The 2614-nt window shown below is 62.2% G+C and carries 3 protein-coding genes; 1 reads left to right on the forward strand and 2 read right to left on the reverse strand.

The window, feature by feature from the left end:
* Positions 1-307 precede the first annotated feature (307 nt).
* Positions 308-1408: an NAD(P)-dependent alcohol dehydrogenase gene (locus RTN46_RS16885; protein WP_312183188.1), complete on the reverse strand. Its 1101-nt coding sequence runs from the start codon at positions 1406-1408 to the stop codon at positions 308-310.
* A 71-nt stretch (positions 1409-1479) separates the two neighbouring features.
* Positions 1480-1797: a hypothetical protein gene (locus RTN46_RS16890; protein ID WP_312183191.1), complete on the reverse strand. Its 318-nt coding sequence runs from the start codon at positions 1795-1797 to the stop codon at positions 1480-1482.
* Between the two features lie 83 nt (positions 1798-1880).
* On the opposite strand from RTN46_RS16890, the gene RTN46_RS16895 reads away from it, so the two are divergent.
* A complete protein-coding gene (locus RTN46_RS16895; RefSeq protein ID WP_312183195.1) occupies positions 1881-2483 on the forward strand; it encodes a TetR/AcrR family transcriptional regulator in 603 nt (200 codons plus the stop codon).
* Positions 2484-2614: the final 131 nt, after the last annotated feature.

Consider the following 2614-nt stretch of genomic DNA (forward strand, 5'->3'; position numbering starts at 1 on the left):
AATCAGACGCTGGTTTCGTCACAAACCGCAAGCCCCCTGTCACATGAACACGCTGGACCTGCCTCGCTGCGGTTCCCGGCTCTGTCTGTCTCTGGGCAATCCATTTTGCTCAGATGGGGCCGTGGGTTTTATTAGGCGGCATTATCGAGAATCCTCTACAGGACCCAATTCATGCTTCTTGGCTTCCGCGGCAGAGTAAACATACACTCGCCCGGCTCGGGCGGGCACCCGCCCCTGTTGAAACAGAGACGGTTGCCCGCAACCGGAAACGAGCGCCGGATGCACCAGCGCCGCCGCACGCGCCGGGTTAGAAGATAATGACGGGCTTGATCGTCTTTCCGGCGCGGGAATCCTCGAAGCCCTGATTAATTTGTTCCAGGGTGTAGTCCTGGACCAGCTTTTCGAAGGGGAAGCGGCCTTCGCGCCACAGCTGAATGAGGCGCGGGATGAAGACCTGGGGCACGGAACTACCCTGGACGACCGTTTTGAACGTCCAGCCCTTGACGAGCGACGCACCGATTTCGAAGGAGACTTCGGTGCCGGGACGGGCTGCTGCCACCAGAGCGAGAGTGCCTCGTACGCCCAGGCCGTCGGCGGCCTGGCGGAGCAGGGCCGGAATGCCCGTGGTGTCAACGGCGTAATCCACGCCGTTGTCCTGGGTGATTTCGCGCAGCCGGGCGGCCACATCTTCATTTTTTGAATTAATGGTGTGGGTCGCGCCGAGCTCGCGGGCCAGCTCGAGGCGGACATCATGGATGTCCACGGCGACGATCACTGAGCAGTCCGCCACGCGCGCGGCCATGATGGCGGCGGAGCCGACGGCCCCGGTCCCGAACACCACGAGGGAGGAGCCAATTTCTGGCTTGAGCTCGTTCAGAACTGTGCCGGCGCCGGTGTTGATGCCGCAGCCCAGCGGTCCCAGATGTTCCAACGGTACATCCTTGTCCACCCGCACCACCGACTCTTCGACGACGTTTGCGTACGTGGCGAAGCTGGACTGCCCGAAGAAGTGGGAGGAAATGGCCTCGCCGTCCTTGCTGAGGGCGGTGGAACCGTCTGCCCGGCGTCCACCGAAGTCCGCTGCGAAGAGGTTCTCACAGTAGGCCATCTGTCCGTTGCGGCAGCGCTTGCAGTGGCCGCAGTATGCCGCTGCAAGGACCACATGGTCGCCGGGGCGCACCGAACTAACCGAGTCTCCGACTGCCTCGACGACCCCTGCTCCTTCATGGCCAAGGACTGCGGGCAGCGGGGTGGGGTACACGCCGTCACGGACAATTGCATCCGTGTGGCAGATTCCGGTGGCGACCAGACGAACCCGCACCTCGTTGTGCCGGAGCCCGTCCAGCTCCAGATCCTCGATCACAAAGAGTGCGCCATGCTCACGGGCTACAGCGGCTGTTACCTGCATTTTTGCTCCTAATTGGGTTACCCGGGCGGGTGGACAACAACGGGCCGCGGGTCTTTATGGGTTTGGGTTTCTTACACCGGGTTGGCTGGTCGCGTTCGACGACTGTGCCGTCTCCGGATCGGTTCAGCGAGTCGTGCTTGGCGAAGCAGGAGCCAGGGCACGGCGAGATACACGGCGGTGGGTACGACCACAGCGGTGAGCACCAGTGCCCGCAGCACAGGCGGCCAGGAAGCTACTAGGGCATTCATGAGGGTCATGCCGACGGCCACCATCGGAAAAATCGCCAGCCAGGTGACCACAGCCCGCACATGCACCGAAGCAACGTGGGCTGGCCGCGGGTGATGAGCATCGATTTCATCGGCCGCCAGTGCCTTGCCTTCGTGCTCCATCTATCTCCAACCTATCGTTTGGAATTATGCTAGAAGCCAGCCGCCGCGGAAAGCAAACGGACGGTTGGGAATAAGATGGCGTGATGGCTTGGGACACAGAAGCAACAAGGCAGAAGCTGCTTGACGCCGCGACAGAGGAGTTCTCTGCCCGGGGTTTCGCTGGAGCGCGGATCGGGGAAATCTCCCGCCGGTCCGGATGCAACCGGGAGCGCATCTATTGGTACTTCGGTGACAAAGTGAAACTTTTTGAGGCTGTGCTCACACGCCATTTAGTGACCGCGTTGGAAGGCCTGCCCGTCGAGGGAACTGGCCCTGAGGCCCTATCAGATTTCGCTGGAAGGTATTTCGATATCTCCGCCCGTCACCCGGGTTTGGCGCGACTGACCTATTGGGAGGGGTTGGAGCGCGGCCAACCTGTGGACCTTGAGCGGCGGGCCTGCCGGGCGGCACGGAAGGTGGCGGAGATCCAGACCGCCTTGCCGGGGATCGGTCAGGAGGAAGCCGAGAATCTGCTGCTAACAATTGTCACGCTATGCCATTCCTGGGTTTCCACCCCTAATATCAGTGCCGTCCTCAGCGCCGGGTCCAGTGACGAAAGCAGGCGCTCCTTCATCATGAAGGCCGTCGCTTTGGTCGCAGCCGATGCTCTATCTGCGGGCCCGCTGGACATGACGAATTTGAACTGATGCCCCCCAGGACGGCCCGCTCTACGGGTACGGGCGGACCTGCCCGAGGCCGCCGTCGAACTGCCCCGCTCTAACTTACCGGATCCCGTAGGCCCGTTTGCGGCGGTAGATCGTCGCCCGTGAGATGCCGA

This window comes from Arthrobacter sp. (genome assembly GCF_031988865.1).
Classification (GTDB): domain Bacteria; phylum Actinomycetota; class Actinomycetes; order Actinomycetales; family Micrococcaceae; genus Arthrobacter_B.

What these genes read in the sequence shown, in the direction of transcription:
- RTN46_RS16890 (WP_312183191.1), bottom strand. Translation starts at nt 1,797, where the DNA reads ATGGAGCACGAAGGCAAGGCACTGGCGGCCGATGAAATCGATGCTCAT.
- RTN46_RS16885 (WP_312183188.1), bottom strand. Translation starts at nt 1,408, where the DNA reads ATGCAGGTAACAGCCGCTGTAGCCCGTGAGCATGGCGCACTCTTTGTG.
- RTN46_RS16895 (WP_312183195.1), top strand. Translation starts at nt 1,881, where the DNA reads ATGGCTTGGGACACAGAAGCAACAAGGCAGAAGCTGCTTGACGCCGCG.